Below are 21904 nucleotides of genomic sequence, written 5' to 3'. Positions count from 1 at the left end.
ATTTAGAACAACAATATGCCTAATCGCTCTCCTCAACCTTTGTATATTCAGACCTGTGGTTTCCACTCCGCAATGGGACAAGATGACGCCATCATCCACCAGTGTTTATCGGGAGCGAAACCATCCAACATGGTGGTTGACCAAGACATTTTGAATTCAGGCCGACAAACAGTAATCGGTCGAATTGCACAGCCGTTACCGCAATTACCACCAGCTTTCAGCCGGTTTGATACGAGAAACAACCGCCTCGCACTTTCAGCTTTGCAGCAAATCGAAAGTGACGTGCATAACGCCATTGCTGAATATGGCCGTGACCGTATCGCGGTCGTGATCGGCACCAGCACATCTGGCATTTCAGATGGCGAAATCGCGTTTGGAGAGAAACTGGCAAACGGCGAGTTTCCTGCCGACTACCATTACACCAAACAAGAGCTTGGCAACTGCAGCGATTTTATTGCCGCCTACTTTGATTTGAGCGGCCCACATTACTCAGTTTCAACCGCCTGTTCTTCTAGTGGTCGTGTCTTTTTAACCGCGCAACGCCTGATTCACTCGGGCATTGTTGATGCCGTCATTGTGGGTGGCGTGGATACCATTTGTCGCCTAACGCTAAACGGTTTTAACGGTTTAGAAGCCCTATCCGATACTCTTTGCAAACCATTTGACCAACATCGCAACGGCATCAATATCGGCGAAGCCGCAGCATTAATGTTGCTAAGCAAAACACCCGCGCCTGTTGCCCTTCTCGGAGCTGGCGATAGCTCAGACGCGCACCACATTTCCGCACCACATCCAGAAGGGTTAGGCGCAGAAGAAGCGATGAAAAAAGCGTTGGCCAATGCAGGACTAACAGCACAAGACATTGGTTACATCAACGCGCATGGCACAGCAACGCCGTTAAACGATGCGATGGAAAGTAAAGCCATTCACCGCTGCTTTGGTGACTCCGTCCCTGTGAGCTCTACAAAGCCACTTACCGGACACACATTAGGTGCAGCAAGTGCAACGGAAGCCGCTATCGCTTGGCATATTCTCAAGTACAACCTTGACTTGCCAATGCAACACTGCGAAACCAAGGCAGACGATATCCATATATCGTTAGTTAAGACGCCAACCAAACTTGGCAACAAAGCGATTCTCAGTAACTCTTTTGCTTTTGGTGGCAACAATATTAGTCTTATTTTTGGTTACGCTCATGACTAAACTTCCTCCCATCGAACAACTTTTGCCACACGACAAACCAATGATTTTGGTTGATCGTGCTATAGATGTTCAACAAGATACGATTCACTGCCAGGTTGATATCGCAGAACACAACCCGTTCTTCGACTCGGCATCACACACCGTGCCAGCTTACGTTGGCATTGAGTTTATGGCGCAATCGGTCGCGGCGTGGTCTGGTTACCACGCATTAATGAAAGAACAAGCGCCACCAATTGGCTTTTTGCTTGGTAGCCGTCGATACACGTCTGAATGCGATGCGTTTTCTCGCGGACAAATGCTCGATGTATATGCCGAAAAAGTCATGGAAGATAACGGTATGGCGGTATTTTCTGCCCGTATTGAGCTACAAGGAACTGTTGTAGCGACTTGCCAATTGAACGTTTACGTTCCATCAGAAGAAAAATTACAAGAAATGAAAATCAGGAGTCAACAATGACCCGACAAGTCCTCGTTACAGGTGCCAGCAAAGGCATCGGTAAAGCCATTGCCGTTCAATTAGCCAAAGATGGTTTCCAAATCATTGTCCATTACATGGGCGATCAACAAGGCGCGCAAGATACCCTAGACACCATCGAACAGCATGGGGGTAACGGTCGTCTTATCCAATTCGACATCAGTGACCGCGCAGATTGCCGAGAGAAACTAGAAGCCGATATCGCCGAACACGGCGCTTACTATGGCGTCGTGAACAACGCTGGCATCACAAAAGATACCGCTTTCCCTGCGATGACCGAAGAAGAATGGGATGGCGTGATTCATACCAACCTAGATAGCTTCTACAACGTTCTTCACCCTTGTGTTATGCCAATGGTGCAAAAGCGTAAAGGTGGTCGAATTGTTACCCTTGCATCAGTATCTGGCCTGATGGGTAACCGTGGTCAAACCAACTACAGCGCAGCAAAAGCGGGCGTAATTGGTGCAACAAAATCACTCGCACTTGAACTGGCAAAACGCAAAATCACCGTTAACTGCGTTGCACCGGGACTTATCGACACAGGCATGGTAGACGAACACGTAAAAGAACACGCGATGCCGCAAATTCCTTTGCGCCGCATGGGAGAACCAGAAGAAGTCGCTGGTTTAGTCAGTTACCTTATGTCTGACATCGCAGGCTATGTAACTCGCCAAGTCATTTCGGTAAACGGAGGCCTAGTATGAACCGTCGAGTCGTTGTAACCGGAATGTCGGGCGTGACTGCGTTTGGTAACGATTGGCAATCTGTCGAGCCAAAACTGCGTGACTGCCAGAACGCGACGCAATACATGCCTTCTTACGAACAGTATGATGGTTTGAACACCAAGCTCGCGGCACCAATTTTAGATTTTGAACTGCCAAAGCACTACAAGCGCAAGCAAGTACGCGGCATGGGGCGTGTTTCTAAATTGGCGACCGTCGCAACAGAAAACGCACTGAGCCAAGCAGGTTTGATTGGTAACGACGTACTCACCAATGGCCAAACGGGTATCGCATACGGCTCATCAACAGGCAGTACTGACGCAATCGGCGCATTTGGCGTCATGCTGAATGAGAAAACCACGAAAGCGATCACCGCAACGACTTACGTGCAGATGATGCCGCATACCACGGCAGTGAACGTTGGTCTATTTTTCGGTTTGAAAGGCCGAGTGATCCCAACCAGTAGTGCATGTACCTCCGGCAGCCAAGCAATCGGCTACGCCTACGAAGCGATCAAACACGGCTACCAAACGGTCATGGTTGCTGGTGGCGCTGAAGAATTGTGCCCAACGGAATCCGCTGTCTTCGATACCCTTTTTGCCACCAGTCTGAAGAATGAAGACCCGAAAAGCACACCAAGACCTTATGACTCCGATCGCGATGGTTTGGTGATTGGTGAAGGTGCGGGAACGCTGGTTCTGGAAGAGTACGAACACGCCGTCGCTCGTGGCGCGAAAATCTATGCAGAAATCATCGGTTTTGCCAGCAACTGTGATGCCGCACACGTCACTCAACCACAGATGGAAACCATGCAAATCTGTATGGAAATGGCTTTGCAAAACGCGGGCATTCCTGCTGAGAAGATCGACTATGTATCTGCTCACGGCACTGCCACCGACCGCGGTGATATTGCAGAAAGCAACGCAACAGCGAATGCTCTGGGCAAAGTGCCAATCAGCTCACTCAAGAGTTACTTTGGCCACACACTAGGCGCGTGTGGCGCGATTGAAGCGTGGCTAGGTTTAGAAATGATGCACACGGGTTGGTTCAACCCAACGCTCAACCTAGAAAACCTCGACGAGCAATGTGGCGATTTAGACTACATTGCCGGACAAGGCCGAGAGCTGGACGTGAAATATTTGATGAGTAACAACTTCGCCTTTGGCGGCATCAACACCTCCATAATCTTTAAAAAGATGTAATGCCCTTAGTAAATGCAAAAGCGCTGGTTAACCAGCGCTTTTTTTGTTAGTTACCAATCAAACTTCATTTATCACGAGGTAATAGCAAACGAGATATTACCATTCCGCGATACACAGGCGACTTTTAACACCACGAATTTGTAATCCCATCGCTTCAAAGACATGCTCAAAATCTTGGCAAGATGCTGGCACATTAGGTAGCGACAATGAAGCCTCGGTAAAAAATGTCCGACTCAAACTATCCGTCTCTCCCCAAGCTAGCTGCCACCAATCCAAAATTCGCGGCTTAGATGCGTTTAATCGATAGCTAGCAGGAATACGATCACGTTTGTTCAGGTTTTCAGCCTTAGAAGTTGGTAGCAAGTTCCACTTATCATTGTTAGGCCAATAAGCAAAAGGCAAACAGTGATCAACGTGATACTCATTTCGTAATTTGCTTCCACTCCATACACTGACAATGTCGGAGTGGCTGAGCTTCAACTGTTCAATTCTCTTTCGCACCACTCGCGTATCATGGTCTTTATCAATCCAGACCAAACAATCGTGATACGTTTGCAGTGGAATACCCCGCTCTTGATTAGACCGAAATCGTTGCATTTCCATAATCCACTGGTTGACCACTAGCGGCTCAATCCAAGAGTTATACAATCGAAAACAATCCCAAAGGCTTTCATCCAACACAAACAGCCCATAGCTTTCGAGAAACTCACTATCCACAACAATTGGGCCTTTATTAGGCTTTTTAGCTGAACGAATCATTTCAAAATAAGGGTTTGATTTATCGCCCTGATAGGTAAAGGCGACGGGGCCATCTTTTAAGGTTTTTAAGCTATCTTTTATTGCTTTATCCAGCGCCACTGCGTCTTCGCCAAAAAATGTCGCGCCTACAGCAAGATCATCAGGGCTTAAATGGGAAAGCCTTCCCCAACCTTCCGGCTTGATAAATCCTAGTCCTTTAGACGAGTTCGAGTTCTGCTGGATGTTCTCTTTATCGATTAAACGCTTAAATTGACGAATCCAATATAAGCCGACTAATCCTAATGGGATGGCAACTTTACCGTCGCTACGATCAACCACTGCACCAGAATGAGCATCTGCAATTCGTAGTAAAGTACGCAGTAGTGCGAGTTTATAGGTAGCCGATTTGGAATCATTCACGATAATGTGACGAACCTTATTCAGATCACCAGAACCATCATCAGGCAAAGACATAACTACAGTTTGCCAAGATACACCTGTTCGCTGTAACTGGTCATCATCGAGAGATACCTTTCTCACCATTAACGCGCTATTCTTTGCAAACTTTTCAAGCTCTTCAACCGATACCGGATAAGCTTTACGGCCGTCAGAAAAGTCACCGTGACGAAGGCTAATCACCAATCGACCATTGGGCGCTAGCAAATTCGCAAGTTTGCGAAATGCGCGTTCACGGTGCGTAGGCGCAAGATGCATCCATACCGCACTGACAAGAATTAAATCGAAGCGAAAGCCAAGATTAATGACTTTTTCAAGCTTAGGTAACCCATCTTCAAGCCAAGTAACTGAATCACCACAGTAAGACTTACCAAATCTCAGAAGCGCTTGAGCAGGCTCAATCGCAATAACTTCACATCCATGTTCAGCCATCCATTTAGCGTCTCGACCAGAGCCAGCCCCAACATCTAAGACGCGATCTCTGGCTTGAGGCCAGAAAGCTCTCCAGCTCGCGTGGACATCCTCAAACTTGAGCGAAGTGTATTGCTCCGCTAAACAATCTGCGTGTTGTTCATAAAATCTAGACATGGCAGGCATAAAGATAAACAGGAAAGCAACTAATATGAGCTCATGTTAATTGCTAGAGATTGCAATAGCTATAATCTCAGTCAAAAGTTGTAGGTGACGTAGTGATTAATATCGAATGTTCTAAAACGCAAAAGCCCCGAAAACTCAAAGAGTTATCGGGGCTTTTTAGAATAAATGGCACGCCCTATAGGATTCGAACCTATGACCACATCCTTAGAAGGGACGTGCTCTATCCAGCTGAGCTAAGGGCGCGCTACAGGGACAGGATTATACGAGTTCAAACGGGTAAATCAACGGGTTTTCATAACATTCTGATCTGAATGCCTAAAAAAAGCCCATCCAAACGCTTAATGTTCAAAAACACCACAAGGCAAACGTTTGCGTATGGATGTTAATTAGAATTTCTGCGACAATGCGCCGCAGATAATTTGCCTTCTTAATTTATAAGGAAAGTCATGACTGCTCAAAATATAGACGGAACTCTCATTTCCCAAACTGTTCGATCCGAAGTTGCAGCACGTGTTAAAGCTCGCGTCGCAGCAGGTTTACGCGCTCCTGGCCTAGCAGTTGTTCTGGTTGGTGAAGACCCAGCATCTCAAGTTTACGTGGGCAGCAAACGCCGCGCTTGTGAAGAAGTTGGCTTTGTATCCAAGTCGTTTGACCTTCCGGCTTCAACATCTGAAGAGGAGCTGCTTGCTCTTATTGATGAGTTGAACAACGACAACGAAATTGACGGCATTTTAGTTCAGTTGCCACTTCCTGCTGGTATTGATACCACACACGTTCTAGAGCGTATTCATCCAGAAAAAGACGTGGATGGCTTCCACCCTTACAACGTTGGTCGTCTTGCGCAACGTATTCCTAAGCTTCGCTCTTGTACGCCTAAAGGCATCATTACCCTACTCGACCGTTACAACATCGAGCTTCGTGGTAAACATGCGGTTGTGGTTGGCGCATCAAACATTGTTGGTCGTCCAATGACACTTGAGCTGCTGCTTGCTGGTTGTACAACAACGACATGCCACCGCTTTACCAAAGATCTAGAAAGCCACGTACGTCAAGCTGACGTTGTTGTGGTCGCGGTAGGTAAGCCAAACTTCATCCCTGGCGAGTGGATTAAAAAAGGCGCAGTGGTTGTCGATGTAGGCATTAACCGTCTTGATTCAGGCAAGCTAGTGGGCGATGTGGAATACGACAAAGCACGCGAAAGCGCGAGCTTCATTACTCCGGTTCCTGGTGGTGTTGGCCCAATGACCGTAGCAAGCTTGATTGAGAACACGATGTTGGCTTGCGAGCAGTTCCATACTGAACAATAACATCAATCTTGAGGTACGAAAAAGGCTCCGCAAGGAGCCTTTTTGCTAATTTTAGATATCTATTTCAATTACAGACTTAAAATCACACCCGCAATAGAAGCACTCATCAAGTTCGCCATAACGCCGGCAATAATCGCGCGGAAACCATGCTTAGAAACAAATGCACGCTTCTCTGGTACCAAAGAACCCAATCCGCCGATCAGCATTGCCATACTAGAGATGTTTGCAAAACCACACAGTGCGAAAGTCACGATAGCTTGAGAGTGAGCACTTAGCTGAGACTTCACTTCTGCTAGTTGGATGAAAGCAACAAACTCGTTCACCACGATCTTGTTACCGATAAGCGAGCCCGCCGTAATCGCCTCTTCCCATGGCACACCTAACAACCATGCGACAGGTGCAAATACGTAGCCTAAGATAAGCTCAAAGCTTAGTGGCGTACCAATAAGGTCTCCAACCCAACCTAGCATGCCGTTCAGCAACGCGATTACGCTGATGAACGCTAACAACGTACCACCTACAGACACAGCGATGCGAACACCCGCCATTGCGCCATCGGCTAACGCTTCAACCACGTTAGTTGCGCGTGGAATTTCCACTTGGCTAATGTCGATATCTGGTGCTTTGTTCACATCTTCTGGCATGAGAATTTTCGCCATCAACAAGCCTGCGGGCGCAGACATAAAGGCAGCAGCGATAAGGTAGTTAAGATCGACACCCAACGAGGCATAACCTACCAACGTACCACCAGCTACTGACGCCAAACCACCTGTCATTACCGCAAAGAACTGCGAATCAGTCATGTGTTTTAGGTAGGGTTTCACCATAAGTGGCGCTTCGATAGTGCCGACAAAAATGTTTGCTGTTGCAGACAAAGACTCAGCACGACCAATGCCAAGAAGCTTTTGAATACCACCACCAATGAAGTTGATAACTTTTGGCATCACACCAATGTGATAAAGACCGGAGATAAGAGAGGAGAAGAAAACGATGATACCCAGTACATTGATCGCAAAGGTGAAGCCCCCTGTCGCCAAATTACCGAATAAAAACACGATGCCTTCTTGACCGTAGTTGATCAAATTCGACACGACGCTGCTTACTGAATTCAGCGCATCTCGTCCTGCTGGTACATATAAAACCAACAATGCAAACAGCACCTGTAAAGCAAACGCAAACGCCACTGTTCTCAGCTTTATATTTTTTCTATTTGTAGAAAGTAGCCATGCTACGAATAGTATGGCTACGATACCAATAATTGAGTTCATAAAATGAATCCGATAGAAGGGGGATATGGAAGGCACCGGATTGTATAGCGGACTCAAAATGGCGCAAGTTGAGGATGTTAACAGTGTGAAAAGTTCAAGCGAACAATAATTAACCACACAAATAACTAATTGAATTTGCTATAGATAAACGTTTGCTTGTTTTTATTGTTTCTATATGGAAAAGATGTTTCTAGATTTGGAAAAATTTTGTGAGACAAATCACCTTATACAACCACTGAATAGTCGAAAAATGTTTTGCTTAGAGAAAATCGACTAGAAACACCTCTTGAACGTTATTAATGAATCTACTTGGGAATAGAGATGTAAGGTGCGAGGCGCTGATCCCAGTGACACGGGTTGCCAATTTTCTGTTTAATAAAGTTGATAACGGCTGATATTTTTTTCGGCATGTGCTGACGACTCGGGTACACCGCATAAAATGGCATCGACTGGCTCGCTTTCCAGTCTGGCAATAGTTGAATCAACTTACCCGTTCTGAACTCATCACCAAGCAAATACGTAGCGAGATACGCAATCCCCCATCCAGCAATCGCGGCGTCGCGGACAGCTTCTGCTAAATCGACAGAGTAGTTGCCGGAGACTTTGACGTTTAGCTCTTGTTGTCCCTTGGTAAATGCCCATCCTGTGTAATCACGCTCCCAACTGCGATAGATCAAGCAGTTGTGCAAAGACAAGTCGTTCGGCTCAGTCGGAGTATCATACTTAAGCAAATAATCCGGCGATGCTGCCACCACAAACTGGCAGTCCGTCAAACGCTGCGCAATGTAGCCCTCTGGTAGGTGCTCATTGTTTGTTACCCACAGATCGAGCCCTTCCGCCAGCATATCGACCTTGTAGTCAAACAAATGCACTTCCACTTGAAGCTGTGGATACAACTCACGCAGCTCTTGAATCGCAGGAATGATGTGCAGCGTTCCAAATGATTGAGATAACCCGAGGCGAACCAGCCCAGCCACTTCATCCCTTTGGCTTTCCATTTCTAACGTCGCACTACTCACCGCCTGCACCACTTGTTCACAATGATGATAAAACGTTTTTCCCGCTTCGGTAGGCGTAAAACTACGCGTGGTGCGTTGAACAAGCTTGATACCAAGAGATTCCTCTAACTGACTAAGCTGTTTGCTGACGTGAGATACTGACACTCCAAGGCTTTTCGCCGCCGCAGTAAAGTTTTTATGTTTGATCAATGCAGAAAAGATCACCATTTGCGCAGCACGTTCAGATAACACGCAGTACCTCGATAAGAATGTGGGAAAAACAAAGGGCTCCGAAGAGCCCCTATAAAACAGTATTTACTAACGAACTAGAATGAAATGCGATCAGCGAGATGGCTGACGGCAAGCGCGAAGTAGTAAGAGCGGTTCCACTTCATCAGTACGTTATAGTTATTGTAAACCAGATACGTACGACCGTTTTCATCGTCAGGCATGATAAGCCATGCTTGGATATCTTCATTCAGTTTAGGTAATGGACTGCCATCGTACTTCGTGATGCCAAGTTTACTCCACTCCTGAAGATATTTGCCTTTTTCTGCCCCGCGTCCTTCTAGGCTACGATCAATCCCTTTCGGCACCTTCACTTGGCGCCCCCAAGTAAACTTATCGTCCCAGCCAGACTCGCTCAAGTAGTTAGCGGTAGACGCAAACACATCCGCTTCTGATTGCCAGATGTCTTTTTTTCCGTCTCCGTTACCATCGGCGGCAAAACGTAGGAAAGAGCTTGGCATAAATTGACACTGTCCCATCGCACCAGCCCAAGAACCTTTAAAATTATCTAGCTCGATATGGCCTTGATCAAGGATCTGCAGAGCCGCCATGGTCTCTTTGCGGAAAAATTCTTCACGACGACCTTCAAATGCCATCGTCGACAACGCATCAATTACGCGGAAGTTACCCGTAAACTTGCCAAAGTTACTTTCTACACCCCAGAGCGCAACAATAAAGCGAGGTTGCACGCCGTATTGATCACCTATGCGCTTAAGCTCCGCATAGTGCTCTTTGTATAGTGCTTTGGCTTGCTTTACTTTCCACTCAGGGACTGCACGAGGAATGTATTCATCTAACGTCAGTTTTTTCTCTGGTTGGTTGCGGTCTGCTGTTACTGCTCTCGGTTTGTATTCAACATTTGCGAAAGCGGCACTGATTACCTGCTCTGAGATACCTTGGTTACGCGCTTCTGCACGCAATTTATCTAAGTATTCTTCAAAACCCTCGCTACTTGCAAAGGCTGAGGTACATACGCCAACGCTAAGCATTGTAGCCAGTATTTTTTTCATATTGCCCTCCTTGAGCAAGGCAGAAGTCTCAGAAAGAAGCCGAGTTACTGTTCGTTCTTTTGCTGAGCTTTTTGTTCTTTGTACTTTTCTAATAGGTTTTCCGGCGGTGGAGGAACCTGCAGAAAGAAGCCATCATTTTGTAATGAAGCCTTCACTTTTTCGATATCTACTTGTGCCAATTTACGACCATCAAGTTTAATCGTCATGACAGGAATAGGCTTACCGAACATCTGCATTAAGGTGTCAGGAACCTGTGAAAAATCATCCTTTTTCGGGATATAGAGATAAGTACCTTCTTTTTTCGAGCTTTTATAAATAGAACAAAGCATGACACGCCTTTTATGCTGATTTACCCGCTTTGAATACGGATTGAGTTGAAAACGTAAAATTCTCGCAAACTTAATTGCAAATTTGAGATTAATTCGCCTATTTGCCTGCTAGAGAACTTGCTGCGTCAAAGGATGAAATATAACATGACAGACCTAGTTTAAGGCAACGCTCTTTCAACAGAGGCAAGAAGTCCACGATGACCCATTCACCAGACCTTAAAGGTAGCAGTTTTACTTTGTCAGTTTTACACCTTTCTGACAATGAGATCGCAAATACTGTCGAATTTTTGCAAGAAAAAGTTTCTCAAGCACCTTCTTTCTTCGCATCCGCGCCTTTGGTAATCAATATAGCAAAAGTACAAGGCGACATTGATTTCCCTGCGCTTAAACAAGGCATCGCAGATGCTGGGTTTATTCCAGTCGGTATAACGGGCAGTAAAGACAAACGTGTACAAAACCTTGCCTCAGAAGCTGGCTTCGCCATCATGTCTGCAAGTAAATCACCTAGCCAAGCTCCAGCGAAAATGGCGCCGACTAAAGTTGTGCGTACGCCAGTTCGTTCTGGTCAGCAAATTTACGCAAAAGACGGTGATTTAGTCGTACTGGCGCACGTAAGCGCTGGCGCAGAAGTGATTGCAGATGGCTCTATTCATATTCATGGCACCTTGCGCGGCCGTGCTATTGCAGGCGCAAGTGGTCAGCAGGAAGCGCGTATTATTTGCCACGATTTACAAGCTGAACTGGTCTCCATTGCGGGCGATTACTGGTTAAGCGATCAAATTGAGAGTGAGTACTGGCAAAAGAAAGTGATGATCAGTAAAGCCGAAGAATCATTACATTTAGAAGTACTCGCGATTTAGTCTAAAAAGGAAAAAAAATGGCACGCATTATTGTAGTAACGTCTGGTAAAGGTGGCGTTGGTAAAACCACTTCAAGCGCAGCCATCGCCTCTGGTCTTGCTCTGAAAGGGAATAAGACCGCGGTGATCGATTTCGATATCGGCTTGCGTAACCTCGACCTAATCATGGGTTGTGAGCGCCGTGTAGTTTATGACTTTGTGAATGTCATTAACGGCGAAGCGACATTAAACCAAGCGCTAATCAAAGATAAGCGCACAGACAATCTTTTCATTCTTCCAGCATCCCAAACTCGTGACAAAGATGCGCTAACGAAAGACGGCGTGCAACGAGTTTTCACTGAGCTAGATGAAATGGGCTTTGATTTCATCATCTGTGACTCACCAGCAGGTATCGAGCAAGGCGCGCTCATGGCGTTGTACTACGCAGATGAAGCGATTGTAACGACTAACCCTGAAGTATCTTCAGTACGCGACTCAGACCGCATTCTAGGTATCCTAGATTCTAAGTCTCTACGCGCTGAACAAGGGCTAGAGCCAGTGAAGCAACACCTTCTACTTACACGTTACAACCCTACGCGTGTAAACCAAGGTGAAATGCTGAGTGTGGAAGACGTAGAAGAAATCCTACACATCCCACTATTGGGCGTGATTCCTGAAAGCCAAGCGGTACTTAACGCATCAAACAAAGGTGTGCCGGTCACATTCGACGAAAACACCGATGCGGGCATGGCGTACTCTGACACTGTTGATCGCTTACTAGGCAATCAAGTTGAATTTCGTTTCCTTACTGAGGAGAAGAAAGGACTCTTTAAACGACTGTTCGGAGGCTAGACATGTCATTATTAGAATTTTTCCGCCCGCAGAAAAAAACGTCTGCAAGTCTGGCGAAAGAGCGCTTACAAATCATCGTGGCTGAACGCCGCAGCCAAAATGACCCTGCGCCTTCGTACTTACCTCAGCTTAAAGAAGACATTCTGAAGGTGATCAGTAAATACGTAGACATTGACCCGAACATGGTTGATTTAACCTTTGAGCACAAGGATGACGACATTTCTGTACTTGAGCTCAACGTGAAACTGCCTGACGACGAGAAGTAAGGCTTTATTCTCAACGCAATATGCAGCGCACAACAATGTACGTGTCGAAAAAAGGTTGACCATTTGGTCAACCTTTTTAGTTTGCGCTTATTTCAACGCCTTATTCATTTTTTCGCCCAATAACTCTAGACGCCAACCTTGCATAACATCAGGCAAGCGAGCAGGATCACGATCCTTCTTCCACACCCAACTGATGAGCTGGTTAATCTGCTTTTTCGATGCTAAAAACTCGGTCGCTAACCCTGATTTTTGCGCAGCACTTTTCACGACATCTTTCATGTTTTTGAAAACTTGCTTATAGCCAGGGTAATCCATCAGGCGATCAATTTTAGCTGGGTATTCTTCTGGTGGCGTTTGCTTAGCCTTTTTCACGATGGCCGCAATTTTAGTACCGTGACGATTGACCGCGCGGCTATCCATCCCTTCCGCTTCCATCTTTTTAAAGCTTGTTAAACCTAAACGAGCAACCGTTAGCAAATCACCCTCTTTGAAGATGAAGTTTAGTGCTAAGTCGCGCTTGATTGCTTCACGATAACGCCAAGTCGCTAGCGGCTTTAACACAGCTAACTCTGACGGTTTAAGTTGCCACGCTCCTTTAATATCAAGGTACGCATTTTCTTCGTTGGTTTCGCGAATGCGTTTGGAAACCAACAAGTCGCTCTCTTGCTGCACCGCTTCCCACCAACCAGCTTCAGTGACTTTATCGAGCAATTTTTCGTAAAGTGGCAACAAGTAGTGAACGTCTGCCGCTGCATAATCAAGTTGCTTTTGCGTGAGAGGGCGAGCCATCCAGTCGGTGCGAGATTCACTCTTGTCCAACGCAACACCTAAGTATTCTTCCACCAATGTTGCAAAACCTGTTGACAGCCCGTGGCCAAGAAACGCCGCCATTAACTGTGTATCGACCATTGGAAATGGCGTACAACCAAATGCATTTTGGAATACTTCTAAATCTTCGCCACAGGCGTGAAGCACTTTAAGTACCGATGCATCTTTCAATAGTTCGATGAAAGATGTCATGTCCGTTAATTCTGTCGGATCGATAAGGGACAAGTGCTTGCCGTCGAAAAGCTGAATCAAACCTAGTTGCGGATAAAAAGTCCTGATACGTACGAACTCGGTATCCAGCATTACGACATCTGCGTCTCTTGCTTGAGCACAAACTTGTTCTAGGTCTTTGTTTTTAGTAATAATCTGATAATTCACATGCTTCTCGCTATAAAAAATGCCAGCAAAACGCTGGCATTCTATCATTTTTTAATTCTGGCGACTCAACGAAATCGGCTTACGCGCTTTTCTTTGCCAGTTCTGCGTCGTTCTCTTCACGAAGTACACGACGTAAGATCTTACCTACGTTGGTCTTCGGTAAGTCTTCACGGAACTCAACCAGTTTTGGAACCTTGTAGCCCGTTAGATGCTGACGACAGTGTGCAATCACTTCTTCTTTGGTTAAGCTCGGGTCACGTTTTACAACGTAGATCTTCACCAACTCACCAGACACTTCATGCGGTTGACCAATAGCAGCCACTTCAAGAACTTTGCCGTGCAGAGCGACAACGTCTTCGATTTCATTCGGGTAAACGTTGAAGCCAGAAACCAAGATCATGTCTTTCTTACGGTCAACAATGTGCAGGAAGCCTTCGTCATCAAACTTAACGATGTCACCCGTTGATAGCCAACCGTCTTCGTTAATGGTGTCTTTGGTTGCTTCCGGACGTTGCCAGTAACCTTGCATTACTTGAGGGCCGCGAACTTGTAGCTCACCTGTACCAGTATTTGGCAGTACATTGCCTTCTTCATCAACCATTCGAACTTCTGTCGAAGGAACTGGCAGACCGATAGAGCCGTTGTACTCAACCAAGTCATGCGGGTAAGCCGCAACTAACGGTGAACACTCAGTAAGTCCATAACCTTCCAGCAGGTAGCAGCCTGTGGTCTTCAGCCATTTTTCAGCAACAGCACGTTGAACTGCCATACCGCCACCAACAGCCAAGCGAAGATTACTGAAGTCCAACTCATGGAAATCTTCATTGTTCACTAGCGCATTGAATAAGGTATTCACACCTGTGATCGCTGTGAATTGGTACTTTTGCAGCTCTTTTACAAAGCCGGGAATATCACGCGGGTTGGTAATCAGTAAGTTACGACCGCCCATTTCGATAAACAGCAAACAGTTCACTGTCAGTGCGAACACGTGGTAAAGCGGCAATGCGGTTACCACTAATTCACGACCTGGAGAAAGTACTGGACCGTAAGCCCCTTTCGCCTGAAGCACGTTAGCAATCATGTTGCGATGCGTTAGGATTGCACCTTTTGCGACACCCGTAGTACCACCAGTGTATTGCAGAAATGCAATATCATCACCAGACATAAACGGCTTCACGTATTGCAGACGACGACCTTTGCGCAGTGCTTTACGCATTGAAATTGCGCCCGGTAGATCGTACTTAGGAACCATACCTTTTACGTATTTCACCACGAAATCGACAATCGTACCTTTCGCACGTGGCAGCATTTGGCCAAGGCTAGTTAGCACCACGTGTTTCACAGGTGTGTTATCTACGATTTGCTCTAGTGTATTGGCAAAGTTAGACACAATCACAATCGTCGTGGCACCAGAGTCGTTCAATTGGTGTTCAAGTTCACGAGGAGTGTAGAGAGGGTTTACGTTTACAGCGATACAACCTGCACGCAAAATACCAAACAACGCTACTGGGTATTGCAGTAGGTTTGGCATCATCAGAGCAACACGGTCACCCTTTTGCAATTTCAGTTCGTTTTGCAGGTAAGCGGCAAATGCGCGGCTACGCTCTTCCAACTTGCGGAAGGTCATTACCGAGCCCATGTTCATGAATGCTGGCTGGTCTGCATACTTTTGTACAGACTGCTCGAACATTTCTACCAAAGACTCATATTGCTCTGGATTGATGGTTTCAGGTACGTCACTTGGATAACGTGAAAGCCATGGTTTATCCACGATGTTACTCCTCGTTTATAACTGGCTAAAAAATAGCGTCCTTTTTATTTTGAGGGCTATTACAGCACAGCGAACGTGCTTGAGCACGCAACTCTCAAACACTTGTTTAAATTTTGTTAACTACACCAAGAATTCGCTTTGCGACTTCGAGTATTTGCTCTAAATGGCAGTGATGACCACCTGCGACAGAAACCACTTGCGGTGGATTCTCTCCCCAATCAACTTGGTTAGATGGTAAATGCTGAAATCCTTGATCGCCTAATACGATCAGATGAGGACAACGTATTTGACTGGTGATCGAATTCGCATGCTCGCGAGCCATGCGATAAAGTGAATCACACTTTAACTTGGCATCATGTCGCCAGTACCATTTGTTGTCGCGATACTCAGTCCCTCGCTCCACAATGGGCAAAAGCTGATCAGCACTCAATTGGTTGGCTTGCATGCGCAATTTTAACGCCAGATCGAAAGATGCCAACGCACGCTCTGGTTTGTTTTGCTGTCGGATTCGACTTAACACACCATTCCGAAGACGCTGTAAACTATTTGAAGGAGATTCCGTTAAAGGGCCCGTACCTTCAATCTGCACTAATGCTTCGACCTGTTCAGGAAACGCTGCACTATAGCAACTTGCGATTAAAGCACCAAGAGAATGCCCCACTAACATGAGTCTGTTTGGCGATAATTCGTCCAATAACTGATACATATCGGCAATGTAATCATGAAAAGGGTAATAATTGTCGCGGGATTTGTGACTGGATAAGCCGTGACCAAAATGGTCGACAGCTAACAAATGCAGCTTCGGGTTCAATTGATGAAGTTGCTCCATCAACGCTTTGAAGCTTCCGGCATTATCTAACCACCCATGAAGAAAAACGACTGACAAGTCAGCCGTTTTTTCATTACCTATTTCAAGGGCGGCCATTTCTCCCGTTGGGAGAGTAAATCGGCGCTCATGCATCTGGTTTATTTCACCTGTTTGATTACTTTGCCATCTTGTGGAAAATCATTACGCAGCATGCGGCAGTTGATGGAATAACATGGATAGAAATACGTAGGAGAGTCATACATTCTCACTCGTTCTTCAATCTTCCACAGGCGATACCCCTGCCCTTTTACTAATGGGAACACGTACTCATGCTCTTCGATTTTGCCTTCTTCTTCACCGGCCCCTTTGCCCACAATGGTCACCAAACGACCTTGGCTAAATGCAACGGGTTCTAAGTAGCCATCAAAATACACGGCGAAACGACCCGTAGGCTCTTGGTCAATATCAGGTTTGCCCGATTTATTGATAGGTAGATTGACGATCTCTAGGCGTGTTTTGTCTTTGAAGTTGTCCACTTTCGCAATGATACCGCCGAGGCGAACATCATTCGTGACCTCTCCTTGAGACTCAGCAAAGGCCTTATAGTCGGTAACGACTTGCTCTGTACTAGCGTTCAACTCTTCAGGAAGAGAGCTGCATGCAGACAAGCCAAAAGCGGCAACCAAAACCAAAAACAACCGTCCAAAAACCTTCATAAACCACCATTTAATCTATTAATACCAATTCGAGGAAATTCATACATAGATATCGACACCCAGTAGCTGAGCCAGTTCCTCTTTTTTTGCTCGATTCATGACGTCCATGTACTGCTCCATGGCTTTGCGAGCATTACCTTCCGGCAAATCATATTGTACTTGAGCACGATGAATTTGGGACTCATCAACTTGTTTTATGGAATGCGCGACTGCGTTTGCCACCTTTGAAGGTTGACCAACGGACTGCTTATTTTGAGCTTTCTTTACCTGCCCTTTTTTACCCACTTTATTGGTACGGTTGGTACCGGGTATCAGTGAAGGAGGTAAACCATTAATCGACGCCATAACGCTACATAAAAAGACAGGGCTACCGCCCCGTCTTTATTTTTTTCCTAATTATTCGCGGCCTGGAAGCTTCTTCCAAGTCACGTTATCACGCAGGTAAACTGGGCTAGATTCTTCAACAGGAACCGTATTGCCTTTTTCTAGTTCTTGCTTAGCTAAAATCACAATGTCTTGTGAGTCAGGGTACAATACCTCACTGTCTGCAGTGTTAAACGGCAGGCCTGTCAGTTCTTCCTGATACGCAGACCAACCTGTACCAGCTGTTGTCCACGTTTTAGAGTCAGCTTGTGCTTCTTCCGCCAAACGAGCTGGTGGAATCACACATTCTTCATCAACACCCATCCATTCGCCGTTTTCTTGGCGAGAATAACGTGCCCAGTAAACTTCGCTCATGCGCGCATCAATCGCTACAGCGACATCAGTTGCACCATGCAGGCGGTAGCTTGCTTGTGCCATCGCAGCCAATGTTGAAACACCAATCATCGGCAGTTCTGCACCAAATGCTAGGCCTTGAGCGATGCCAATACCGATACGAACACCAGTAAAGCTACCAGGGCCACGGCCAAACGCTAGTGCATCCAAGTCTTGTAGAGTTAGACCCGCTTCTTTCAGCACTTCGTCAACCATTGGCAGCACTTTTTTCGTGTGGTCACGAGGTGCCACTTCGCTGCGTGAAATCACTTGGTCATTAACCAGTAGTGCAACTGAACAGTTTTCAGTTGCGGTATCGATAGCAAGAATTTTTGCGCTCATTTAACTCTCTAAAACTCTATTTTATTTGGTTACATCACAGCACAGGCTGCGACTAATTATTCTGCTTTAAGAAACGCTTTGATACGTTCTAAATCTCGTGTTCTTGGGATCGGTGGCAAGCTTCCAAGGAACGTGCCGCCATAGTCACGGGTGACAAGGCGATTGTCACAAATGATCAATGCACCATGATCTTTCTGATCTCGAATCAAACGCCCTACGCCCTGCTTTAACGTGATCACCGCATCGGGGATTTGCACTTCAGCAAACGGCTCACCACCACGCAATCGACAATCTTCAATTCGGGCTTTTAGCAGCGGATCATCCGGGGCAGTAAACGGCAATTTGTCGATGATAACACAGCTCAGTGCGTCACCTCTAACATCGATCCCTTCCCAAAACGCCCCCGTCGCCACAAGCAAAGCGTTACCCAGCTCCATAAACTCTGCAAGAGTCTTTTGCTTGCTCATTTCACCTTGCATAAGAACCGGAAGATCCAACACCTCACGGAACTTCTCTCCCAACTCACGCATCATGCTGTGAGAAGTACATAAGAAGAAACAACGACCGTCATTTTCTTCAATGACTGGCGCTAACATTCTCACCAATTTGTCCGCTAAGCCTGGGCTGTTTGGCTCAGGAAGATAACGAGGCACACAAAGGCGAGCCTGCTTTTCATAATCAAATGGCGATGGCAGCGAAAACTGTTGTTTAGGTTTTAAGCCGAGACGATCGGTAAAGTGCTTAAAGTCACCAGAAACCGCAAGCGTTGCCGAGGTGAAGATCCAGGCACCTTGCTTGATTTCAATTTGTTCATGGAACTTATCTGCCACCGATAACGGAGTAATATGCAGAGTAAAATGACGCGGTGACGTATCGTACCAGTAAGAGTAGCCGGTGATATCAACATCACACACACGATCGATTCGACCTTTGATCAAGTTCGCACGCTCAAAAGCCGTATCCAACAATTGGCTGCGACCAAGTGCCAATTTGAGCACATCAATCGCCAGATCTAGGCTGTCAGTTAAACGAACCAATTCGCGCTTGATGGATTCAGACTGCATCGCTTCTCGCCAGTTGCCACGAAAACCCGGCTCACCCAAAACGATGCGCATATCCATCGCGCTTTGAAGCAGTTTATCCCCCACTTTTTGCAGCTGACGCATGTCCTTTGCTTCGGTGCGATACGCGATTTCAATGTCTTTGGCGAGATCATGAATTTGGCGACTCGATACCGATTGCCCGAAATATTCACTGGCAATGTCTGGTAGCTGATGAGCTTCGTCGAAAATAAAGACATCGGCTTCTGGGATCAACTCACCAAAACCTGTCTCTTTGATGGCTAAATCCGCGAGAAACAAGTGATGGTTCACCACGACGATGTCAGAATCCATTGCACGTTTACGAGCTTTCAAGACAAAACAATCGGTATAACTGGGACACTCTTTCCCCAAACAGTTATCGTTTGTCGAGGTAATCGTTGGGATGATCATGCTGTCTTCAGGCAAATCTTCACAGTCACCTAAGTCACCGGTTTTTGTCTCTGAGGACCAAGACCTCACCTTCACCAATTGGGTCAACAATGTTGGGTCGGATTCGTTGGTGTGGCTTTCTACCATCTGGCGACTTAAGCGATCCAAACATAAATAGTTGGAACGCCCTTTCAATAACGCCACTTGACCATAAAAACCGAGCGCATTGACCATCAGCGGTAGGTCACGATGGTACAACTGCTCTTGCAAGTTTTTCGAGCCAGTACTGATGATGACTTTCTTCCCACTCAACAGCGCTGGAACAAGATAGGCAAATGTTTTACCGGTACCAGTTCCTGCCTCTACCACCAACTGACTTTGTTCTTTGATCGCACTACTGACGGCTTCAGCCATGTCTATTTGTGGCTGACGAGCCTGAAAACCCGGAATCGCTTTACCTAAAGCGCCATCAGAGGAAAATGTTTTTGCGATCATGCCTGACATCTGGTTAGAAAAATTGTCGTGAGTATATCAGACGTTTGGGAGAGACATCAGCATGTAAGATGGCCAGCTTACGGCCCAACACAGATAATTTGTTGAAACCATGGCAAGAATAGATTATTTATGAAGTCAGATTGCAGTACGGTTGACCCTTTTGGGGAAAACACATATTTCGTACGCTAGAAAAATAATGCATGGAAGTATCTGATTTATGGAAAAGAAAACACTGTTGACCCATTGCTCTGACGCACCGGGTTTGATCTCTAAAATTACTAATATCTGTTACAAACATCAGCTAAACATCGTTCATAATAACGAATTTGTTGATAACACCAGTGGGCACTTTTTCATGCGAACGGAGTTGGAGGGGTACTTCAACGACCAAACGTTTCTTGCCGATTTAGACCAAGCTCTACCGCAAGGTGCAAAACGCACTCTCATTGGCTCTCGCCGTAAACGCATCGTGATTCTCGTAACGAAAGAAGCACACTGTTTAGGTGATATTCTGATGAAAAATTACGATGGCAGTTTAGATGTAGAAATCGCCGCCGTGGTGGGTAACTACGATAAGTTGCAAGGCCTCACTGAACGTTTTGATATCCCTTACCACTATGTGACGCACGAAGATCTAAGCCGTGAAGAACACGAGCAAAAGATGCTAGAGGTGATCGATCAATACGATGCAGATTACTTGGTGCTAGCGAAATACATGCGCGTTCTCACGCCAACGTTTGTTGAAAAATACCGCCATAAGATCATCAACATTCACCACAGTTTCTTGCCTGCTTTCATCGGTGCTAAGCCTTATCAACAAGCTTACGACCGTGGCGTAAAAATTATTGGCGCAACAGCCCACTTCGTGACAAACGACCTAGATGAAGGCCCGATCATCAAGCAGGATGTTATTCCAGTCGATCACACATTCAGCGCACAAGATATGGCTCAAGCAGGCCGCGATGTTGAGAAGAATGTTTTGAGTAAAGCTCTGAATAAGGCAATTAACGACCACGTTTTTGTTTATGGGAATAAGACTGTGATTCTTTAAGTTCACGCATTTGAATGAAAGAAAGGGTTGCTCATTTGCAACCCTTTCTTCTTTCTAGTCGTTCAAAGTTTGCTTATTCCGCCTGCTCAGACTCCACTATACGCTTGAGCGAATGCGGATGCAGCTTGATACAAATACCTTGGTACTTAAACGCCACGGTTGGGTTGTTCAAGCGTTCACCTTCCCCTTTCGGGCTCGATAGTTTGATCTTCACACCCAATTCTTCTAACTCATCAAAACGCGCGCCAAACGCTGGATAAGTGTGTTTCAAGTCCGCCAAAAACTCGTCTGCGGTTTCCGCATGAGATGGGATCACAAACTCCACGTGCTCCCAACTTTCGGTTGGATAGGTTTTCCCTTCGGCTGGGTATGGCAATTCCAGACACTCAATCTTCCAGCCGCGGCTTTCGAGTGCTGTGTCGAATTCGATGACGATAATTGGACGACCGTTGATTTTCGCTTGTGAAATCACCTTGCCGTATTGATTCCATGCCTCATGCGCAGCTTTTGCCGTTTCAGGGTCATTAATACGCAATGCAATATGGTCAGCTTGAACAAAGCTCAGATCCAGTTTTAACAGGGTTGCAAGCTCTGCAATCTTGCCCATGAAGACATCTAAGTCTTGGAGCATTAGTTCAGGCGTAAGGCGTTTTTCAACAAGTTGAATAGTCATTGTGGCTCTCTTTTGGGGCGATTTATCTCTTTACTCTGAGCGCAATAGTAAACGCAAACAAAGTG

Annotated in this window: 22 protein-coding genes and 1 tRNA gene; 9 read left to right on the top strand and 14 right to left on the bottom strand. The window is 46.1% G+C overall.

The genetic code is table 11. From position 1 onward, the window contains the following. The first annotated feature begins 15 nt into the window (after nucleotides 1-15). The 4 genes from DYB02_RS05745 to DYB02_RS05730 are packed head-to-tail and all read left to right on the top strand — an operon-like array spanning nucleotide 16 to nucleotide 3602. Nucleotides 16-1203, top strand: a complete 1188-nt coding sequence (locus tag DYB02_RS05745; RefSeq protein ID WP_029804370.1) for a beta-ketoacyl-[acyl-carrier-protein] synthase family protein — start codon at nucleotides 16-18, stop codon at nucleotides 1201-1203. After that, nucleotides 1196-1660 carry a hotdog family protein gene (locus tag DYB02_RS05740; RefSeq protein ID WP_015296415.1) on the top strand — a complete coding sequence of 155 codons (465 nt, stop codon included), beginning with the start codon at nucleotides 1196-1198 and terminating at the stop codon, nucleotides 1658-1660. The genes DYB02_RS05745 and DYB02_RS05740 overlap by 8 nt, the downstream gene beginning before the upstream one ends. Further along, the gene (gene fabG, locus DYB02_RS05735) at nucleotides 1657-2382 is read left to right on the top strand and encodes a 3-oxoacyl-ACP reductase FabG (RefSeq protein WP_015296414.1); all 726 of its coding nucleotides are present in this window, start codon (nucleotides 1657-1659) and stop codon (nucleotides 2380-2382) included. The genes DYB02_RS05740 and fabG overlap by 4 nt, the downstream gene beginning before the upstream one ends. Continuing rightward, nucleotides 2379-3602 (top strand): beta-ketoacyl-ACP synthase, encoded by a 1224-nt coding sequence (locus DYB02_RS05730; RefSeq protein ID WP_021452981.1) that lies wholly within the window; start codon nucleotides 2379-2381, stop codon nucleotides 3600-3602. Before fabG ends, DYB02_RS05730 begins: the two co-directional genes overlap by 4 nt. Before the next feature lie 96 nt (nucleotides 3603-3698). Here DYB02_RS05730 and DYB02_RS05725 read toward each other — a convergent pair whose 3' ends face one another. Further along, entirely contained in the window at nucleotides 3699-5393 is a 1695-nt protein-coding gene (locus DYB02_RS05725; protein WP_029805852.1) for a class I SAM-dependent methyltransferase, read from the bottom strand. Nucleotides 5394-5559: 166 nt separating this feature from the next. Continuing rightward, nucleotides 5560-5636: transfer RNA gene (locus tag DYB02_RS05720), tRNA-Arg, on the bottom strand. A gap of 203 nt (nucleotides 5637-5839) precedes the next feature. Between DYB02_RS05720 and folD the strand changes: the two genes are divergently transcribed. Beyond that, nucleotides 5840-6700: a bifunctional methylenetetrahydrofolate dehydrogenase/methenyltetrahydrofolate cyclohydrolase FolD gene (gene folD / locus DYB02_RS05715; RefSeq protein WP_005460545.1), complete on the top strand. Its 861-nt coding sequence runs from the start codon at nucleotides 5840-5842 to the stop codon at nucleotides 6698-6700. 68 nt (nucleotides 6701-6768) lie between these two features. Here folD and DYB02_RS05710 read toward each other — a convergent pair whose 3' ends face one another. From DYB02_RS05710 to DYB02_RS05695, 4 genes are all read right to left on the bottom strand, one after another. Continuing rightward, nucleotides 6769-7968, bottom strand: coding sequence for a NupC/NupG family nucleoside CNT transporter (locus DYB02_RS05710; protein WP_029805854.1), 1200 nt, complete (start codon nucleotides 7966-7968; stop codon nucleotides 6769-6771). Nucleotides 7969-8273: 305 nt separating this feature from the next. Next, a complete protein-coding gene (locus tag DYB02_RS05705) occupies nucleotides 8274-9218 on the bottom strand; it encodes a LysR family transcriptional regulator (RefSeq protein ID WP_005460577.1) in 945 nt (314 codons plus the stop codon). Between the two features lie 74 nt (nucleotides 9219-9292). Further along, nucleotides 9293-10264 (bottom strand): lytic murein transglycosylase, encoded by a 972-nt coding sequence (locus DYB02_RS05700; RefSeq protein WP_005479026.1) that lies wholly within the window; start codon nucleotides 10262-10264, stop codon nucleotides 9293-9295. A gap of 44 nt (nucleotides 10265-10308) precedes the next feature. Beyond that, nucleotides 10309-10593, bottom strand: coding sequence for a YcgL domain-containing protein (locus tag DYB02_RS05695; protein ID WP_005460544.1), 285 nt, complete (start codon nucleotides 10591-10593; stop codon nucleotides 10309-10311). 197 nt (nucleotides 10594-10790) lie between these two features. Between DYB02_RS05695 and minC the strand changes: the two genes are divergently transcribed. From minC to minE, 3 genes are read left to right on the top strand one after another with little or no spacing between them, the layout of a single operon-like run. Beyond that, complete coding sequence (gene minC / locus DYB02_RS05690) at nucleotides 10791-11453, top strand: septum site-determining protein MinC (RefSeq protein WP_011105734.1); 663 nt, start codon at nucleotides 10791-10793, stop codon at nucleotides 11451-11453. 17 nt (nucleotides 11454-11470) lie between these two features. Continuing rightward, nucleotides 11471-12283, top strand: coding sequence for a septum site-determining protein MinD (minD, locus tag DYB02_RS05685; protein WP_005458081.1), 813 nt, complete (start codon nucleotides 11471-11473; stop codon nucleotides 12281-12283). A 2-nt stretch (nucleotides 12284-12285) separates the two neighbouring features. Further along, nucleotides 12286-12549, top strand: a complete 264-nt coding sequence (gene minE / locus DYB02_RS05680) for a cell division topological specificity factor MinE (protein ID WP_005458079.1) — start codon at nucleotides 12286-12288, stop codon at nucleotides 12547-12549. An 87-nt stretch (nucleotides 12550-12636) separates the two neighbouring features. Here the strand turns inward: minE and rnd are convergent, their stop codons facing one another. The 7 genes from rnd to yoaA form a co-directional block, all read right to left on the bottom strand. Beyond that, nucleotides 12637-13755 (bottom strand): ribonuclease D, encoded by a 1119-nt coding sequence (gene rnd / locus DYB02_RS05675; RefSeq protein WP_021447616.1) that lies wholly within the window; start codon nucleotides 13753-13755, stop codon nucleotides 12637-12639. 79 nt (nucleotides 13756-13834) lie between these two features. Further along, on the bottom strand, nucleotides 13835-15526 hold the full coding sequence (gene fadD, locus DYB02_RS05670) for a long-chain-fatty-acid--CoA ligase FadD (protein WP_005455511.1): 1692 nt from the start codon (nucleotides 15524-15526) through the stop codon (nucleotides 13835-13837). Nucleotides 15527-15632: 106 nt separating this feature from the next. Then, complete coding sequence (locus DYB02_RS05665; protein WP_021823457.1) at nucleotides 15633-16487, bottom strand: alpha/beta fold hydrolase; 855 nt, start codon at nucleotides 16485-16487, stop codon at nucleotides 15633-15635. Nucleotides 16488-16492: 5 nt separating this feature from the next. Continuing rightward, on the bottom strand, nucleotides 16493-17050 hold the full coding sequence (locus DYB02_RS05660) for a Slp family lipoprotein (protein ID WP_029803863.1): 558 nt from the start codon (nucleotides 17048-17050) through the stop codon (nucleotides 16493-16495). A 39-nt stretch (nucleotides 17051-17089) separates the two neighbouring features. Further along, the gene (locus tag DYB02_RS05655) at nucleotides 17090-17395 is read right to left on the bottom strand and encodes a hypothetical protein (RefSeq protein ID WP_005478797.1); all 306 of its coding nucleotides are present in this window, start codon (nucleotides 17393-17395) and stop codon (nucleotides 17090-17092) included. A gap of 51 nt (nucleotides 17396-17446) precedes the next feature. After that, complete coding sequence (gene tsaB, locus DYB02_RS05650) at nucleotides 17447-18148, bottom strand: tRNA (adenosine(37)-N6)-threonylcarbamoyltransferase complex dimerization subunit type 1 TsaB (RefSeq protein ID WP_017448733.1); 702 nt, start codon at nucleotides 18146-18148, stop codon at nucleotides 17447-17449. 56 nt (nucleotides 18149-18204) lie between these two features. Beyond that, nucleotides 18205-20115: a DNA repair helicase YoaA gene (gene yoaA, locus DYB02_RS05645; RefSeq protein ID WP_017448734.1), complete on the bottom strand. Its 1911-nt coding sequence runs from the start codon at nucleotides 20113-20115 to the stop codon at nucleotides 18205-18207. Between the two features lie 217 nt (nucleotides 20116-20332). On the opposite strand from yoaA, the gene purU reads away from it, so the two are divergent. After that, entirely contained in the window at nucleotides 20333-21166 is an 834-nt protein-coding gene (gene purU, locus DYB02_RS05640; RefSeq protein WP_021822853.1) for a formyltetrahydrofolate deformylase, read from the top strand. 73 nt (nucleotides 21167-21239) lie between these two features. Here the strand turns inward: purU and DYB02_RS05635 are convergent, their stop codons facing one another. Beyond that, entirely contained in the window at nucleotides 21240-21839 is a 600-nt protein-coding gene (locus tag DYB02_RS05635; RefSeq protein ID WP_021822526.1) for a VOC family protein, read from the bottom strand. Nucleotides 21840-21904 lie beyond the last annotated feature (65 nt).

Origin of the sequence: Vibrio parahaemolyticus (genome assembly GCF_900460535.1) — a bacterium.
Classification (GTDB): domain Bacteria; phylum Pseudomonadota; class Gammaproteobacteria; order Enterobacterales; family Vibrionaceae; genus Vibrio; species Vibrio parahaemolyticus.
This window is presented reverse-complemented; position numbering and strand designations above follow the sequence as displayed.